Origin of the sequence: Allosphingosinicella sp. (assembly GCF_036387215.1) — a bacterium.
Classification (GTDB): domain Bacteria; phylum Pseudomonadota; class Alphaproteobacteria; order Sphingomonadales; family Sphingomonadaceae; genus Allosphingosinicella.
In genome coordinates this window covers 1-4134 of the sequence record NZ_DASVUE010000010.1, presented here as the reverse complement: position 1 = coordinate 4134, position 4134 = coordinate 1, and the positions used below count along the sequence as shown (strand labels likewise).

Here is a 4134-nt window from a genome sequence, read left to right as displayed (position 1 = left end):
CGGACATAGTCCCAGCTCGCCTCCATCCCCTCGTCCCTGATGTTGCGCAGCCAGCCGCCGAACACCGGCATCCAGTAACCGAACCTCATTCCGATCCCTTCTGTGCGATTGCCGCTTCGATATAGTCGACGAGGCGCTCGTGCGGGTCCCAGCCAAGCACGTTCAGCGGATCCGCGACGAAATTCGAAAGTCCGTTGATGTCGTAAAAGAGCGGCGTTCCGTCGCGATCGTCGATCAGCACCTCGACCCCGCCGACATCCAGCCCCGCCGCCTGCGCGATCCGCTCCGCCGCTTCGATAAGCTCGGGCGCGGGAGTGACCGCCGCCATCCGGATCGTGGCACGGCCGGGCTGGGCGACGCAGGCGTCGGCGGGGCAGAGATCGAAGCTGTCGCCGCCGCTCTCCACTTCGATCGCATAGAGGAAGCGCCCGCCCAGCGTCTCCATCCGGATGATCGATCCGCCGCGCGCGGGCACATAATCCTGGACCAGCAGCACCTTGTCGACGCTGTCGGGCACGGTTCGGTCCTTTACCGACTGCGCCAGCTCCTCGGCGCTGGAATAGCGGACGATCCCGGCGCCGGAGCCGCCGATATTCGCCTTCACCAGCAAAGGATAATCGAAGCCCTCGGCGGCCGCGGCGAGGTCCGCGGCGCGGTGCACCACGCGCGTCTTCGGGGTGCCGAAGCCGAGGCTGGAGATCAGCGAAAGCTGCCGAGCCTTCGAGGAATCCACCGCGATCACGTCCGCGCCGTTCATCACCCGGGCGCCGTTCGCAGCCCAATGCGCAAGCAAAGCCTCGGCGTAGAAGATGCCGTGGTCGCTTTCCCGAAGGAAGCTCGACATCGCCACCCGGCTCAGGACCACCGGCGCGGGGATGTCCGCCGACGCGGGATCGAAGATGTGGTCGGAAAGGCGGATTGCCTCGAACCGCACCCCCCTCTTCTCGAGTGCCGCGAACAGCGGCTCAAACCATTTCGGATGCTCGTAGAGCACCGCCACATCGGGCTTCATTCAACAACCTTTGCACATCGCCCGGAGGCGGAGCGCATGTGTGCCGCTTCGGCACGGATTGAAAGGCGGAGCCGCAAATAAAATCGCCGGGTGCCGCCGACATTTGCCACCATGACGCCGCCGGAAGCGGCAGCGAATCGGAATTGGCGGAGGGGCACGATGAAGTGGAAGGGACTTGCAGCCGCTGCAGCCGCCGTGCCCGCCGCGACTTTGCTCGCCGCCGCTGCTCCCGAGGTTCAGGCCCGGCTCGACGTGGATCCGGAACTCTTCTCCGGCGACCAATGCCTTGCGCCGGATTTCGAGGGGGAGGGCTGCCCCAGGCGCTCCGATCTCTCGAAAGACCCTCGCCTCACGGCATCAGCAGCGTTGCTGGCGCCGGATCTTCCGGACCCGGCGCCATTGCTCGCACTTGATATGTCGGTGCTTCGGGAGGGGGCCGAGGTCACCCCCTCGGGTTAGCCGTCGCTCTTCTTCGAGCTCTTGCCGCCGCCGGACTTCTTGCCGCCGCCTTCGCCGCCCGAGCGCTTACGCGTTCCAACGACCGCGGCCGCGACCACGCCCGCAACCACCGCAGCGCCGGCCGCAACGGCCGTCTTCGGATTGGCGCGCGCGGTGTCGGCGATCTTGCCAGCGCTCTTCTTGATGCCGCCGCCGCTCTTCTTCTCGCCGCCGCCGCTCTTGCCTTCGCCGCCGCCGCTCTTGCCTTCGCCGCCGCCTTCGCTCGATTTGGCGTGGGGCATCGCGGAACTGGGGATGTTCGACATTTCATTCTCTCCGGAGATTGGGATTGGTTCGGGCGTGCAACGGCGCGGGTAGGGCTGAGGTTCCGCTCTCGGCGCACCCGGCCTTGCGGACTGGCCGGTGCAGCGCATAGGAGGCTTCATGCAGCGTGCCTCGCCACGGCTCCCACTCGCCGTCCGTGAGGACGGGCCGCTCGCTTACGGGCTCGCGGTCCTGCTTACGGTCACGGCTGTGCTGCTCCGGCTGTCGCTCGATGCCGAGCTCCGGAACGTCCAGTTCATCACCTTCTTCCCTGCGGTCGTCATCTCCGCCTTCTTCCTTGGCCGGCGCGCGGGAATATTGACGGCCGTCCTGTGCGGAGCCGCGGGCTGGTACCTATTCCTCCCGCCGCGCTTCTCCTTTGCGGTCGAGAACCCGAGCACCGCCATCGCGCTCGCTTTCTACTTCTGCGTCTCGCTGGTGCTGGCGCTGGTGATCGGGACCATGCGCACGGCGGTCCGGCGCGAGCGGGAGGCGACGGCCGCAGTGCGGGAGAGCGAGGAGCGCTTGCGGAACGTGTTGGAGCAGATGCCGGTCGGAGTCATCCTTGCCCGGAAGCCGTCGGGCAAGCTCATCGTCGCGAACCGAAAGTCGGAGGAACTGCTCGGCCATCCCGCTGCAGCGGGCTCGGCCTCAGAATATGGGCGGTTCGGCGGCCTTCACCCCGACGGGCGTACATATGGCGCAGAGGAATATCCGACCGCCCGTGCGGTGCTCCACGGCGAGCGGACCGAGGACGAGGAGATGCGCTATCTTCGGCCCGACGGCCGCATCACCCACCTTTCGGTCAGCGCGAAGCCGGTGGTCGGCTCCGATGGAGAGCCCGACATCGTCGTCTGCACCTTCTTCAGCATCGATGAGCGGAAGCGCTTCGAGGATCATCAGCAGCTGCTGATCAACGAGCTTAACCACCGGGTGAAGAACACGCTCGCAATCGTCCAGTCGATCGCCCAGCAGACCTTCGCCGGCTCCACGGTCCCCGACGATCGTCGGCATGCCTTCGAGGGCCGGCTCGCCGCGCTCTCCGCTGCGCACAACGTCCTCAACCTTCAGAAATGGGAAGCCGCGCCGATCCGCGAGATCATCGGAAACTCGATCTCGGCGTACAGCGAGCCGGAAGGCGTCATCCACCTCGACGGGCCCGATCTTCTCCTCCCGCCCAAGGCGGCAGTGGCGGTGGCGATCGCAATCCACGAGCTTGCCACGAACGCGGCCAAATATGGCGCGCTCTCGACGCCCGGCGGCAGCGTTGACGTTCGCTGGCGCCGCGAAGACGGACGGCTTCGGCTCACCTGGCAGGAAAGCGGCGGTCCGCCGGTGACGCCGCCGGCTCGGAGGGGCTTCGGCAGCCGTATGATCGAGCGTGCCCTCTCGGCCGAGCTCGAAGGCGACGTGAAGCTCGCCTTCGAGCCCGGCGGCGTCGTCTGCACGATCGACGCGCCGCTTCCCGATCCCGGCTAGAAGCTCGGCGTCAGCGCAACGTCGCGCATGCCGCGCCAGACGCGGAGCGCCTGCACCGTCTCGGGAACGTCATGGACTCGGAGCAGCTGCACGCCCTGATCGGCGGCCTTCAAGGCAAGCGCGAGCGACCCCGCCAGCCGCTGGTCGGCAGGCGCTTCTCCGGACAGCGCACCGATCATCCGCTTGCGGCTGGCGCCGATCATGACCGGGCAGCCGAGGCCGTGCAGAAGCGCAAGCCCGTTCATCAGCTGCAGATTGTGCTGCACCGTCTTCCCGAACCCGATGCCGGGATCGACGATGATTCCGGCACGGTCGATCCCCGCCGCCGTCGCCGCTTCGATCCGTGCCTCCAGCCAGTCATAGACTTCCAGGAGCACAGCGCGATCGTAATGCGGCGCCTGCTGCATCGTCTCGGGGCTGCCCTGATGGTGCATCAGCACCACCGGGCAAGCCGCCCCCGCGACCACACCCGCCGAGCGTTCGTCGAACGTCAGCGCCGACACGTCGTTGACGAGCCCCGCGCCGGCGGCAAGCGCGCGCTCCATCACCGAAGCCTTGCGCGTATCGATCGAGACGGCAGTTCCGGCGCGGGCAAGCTGCTCGACCACCGGGAGCACCCGCTTCGCCTCATCCTCTTCCCACAGCGGCTTCGCTCCGGGCCGCGTCGATTCCCCGCCGACATCGATCATCGCTGCTCCGACGGCCGACATTTCATGTCCGGCTTCCGCGGCGACGGCGGCATCCTCATGCCTGCCGCCGTCGGAGAAGCTGTCCGGAGTGACGTTGACGATGCCCACCACCTGCGGCTGGTCCATCCGCAGCGTCCGCTGCCCCACTTCCAGGGCAGGCCGGGGCGCCGTCAGCCTTTTCCAGATCGCTTC

Annotated in this window: 5 protein-coding genes; 2 read left to right on the top strand and 3 right to left on the bottom strand. The window is 67.4% G+C overall.

All coding sequences use genetic code 11. From position 1 onward, the window contains the following. Positions 1-85 precede the first annotated feature (85 nt). Positions 86-1012, bottom strand: a complete 927-nt coding sequence (locus VF662_RS00405; protein ID WP_464136361.1) for an ATP-grasp domain-containing protein — start codon at positions 1010-1012, stop codon at positions 86-88. A 159-nt stretch (positions 1013-1171) separates the two neighbouring features. On the opposite strand from VF662_RS00405, the gene VF662_RS00400 reads away from it, so the two are divergent. Continuing rightward, entirely contained in the window at positions 1172-1471 is a 300-nt protein-coding gene (locus tag VF662_RS00400) for a hypothetical protein (RefSeq protein ID WP_464136360.1), read from the top strand. On the opposite strand, the gene VF662_RS00395 is transcribed toward VF662_RS00400, so the two are convergent. Beyond that, positions 1468-1776 carry a hypothetical protein gene (locus VF662_RS00395; RefSeq protein ID WP_464136358.1) on the bottom strand — a complete coding sequence of 103 codons (309 nt, stop codon included), beginning with the start codon at positions 1774-1776 and terminating at the stop codon, positions 1468-1470. The two genes, VF662_RS00400 and VF662_RS00395, sit on opposite strands and share 4 nt — an antisense overlap. Before the next feature lie 118 nt (positions 1777-1894). Here VF662_RS00395 and VF662_RS00390 point away from each other — a divergent pair, with 118 nt between their 5' ends. Next, positions 1895-3253 (top strand): sensor histidine kinase, encoded by a 1359-nt coding sequence (locus tag VF662_RS00390; protein WP_464136357.1) that lies wholly within the window; start codon positions 1895-1897, stop codon positions 3251-3253. On the opposite strand, the gene folP is transcribed toward VF662_RS00390, so the two are convergent. After that, the coding region (gene folP, locus VF662_RS00385) for a dihydropteroate synthase (protein ID WP_464136355.1) at positions 3250-4134 on the bottom strand (885 nt) is incomplete at its 5' end. The two genes, VF662_RS00390 and folP, sit on opposite strands and share 4 nt — an antisense overlap.